Consider the following 216-nt stretch of genomic DNA (forward strand, 5'->3'; position numbering starts at 1 on the left):
GCTCATCGTCCCCGGGCGCTGGCGCACGCGTTGGGGCTCAAGGCCAAGACCGATGCCCTGGATGCGCGGTTGCTGGCTGTGGCGGCCCAGTGCATCCGCGCCGCACCCACCACCACGCTCCCTGCGCCGCTACAGGCGCTGCGCGAACTGCTCCACCTGCGCAGCACCCTGGTCGCCCAGCGCGATGCGCAGCGCAAATGCCTGGCCCACGCCACC

Annotated in this window: 1 pseudogene; it reads left to right on the forward strand. The window is 72.7% G+C overall.

What is annotated here, in order from left to right:
* Window positions 1-216, forward strand: a pseudogene (locus JR065_RS21355) (hypothetical protein); the annotation flags it as partial.

It is taken from the genome of Xanthomonas sp., assembly GCF_017163755.1.
Taxonomy (GTDB): domain Bacteria; phylum Pseudomonadota; class Gammaproteobacteria; order Xanthomonadales; family Xanthomonadaceae; genus Xanthomonas_A.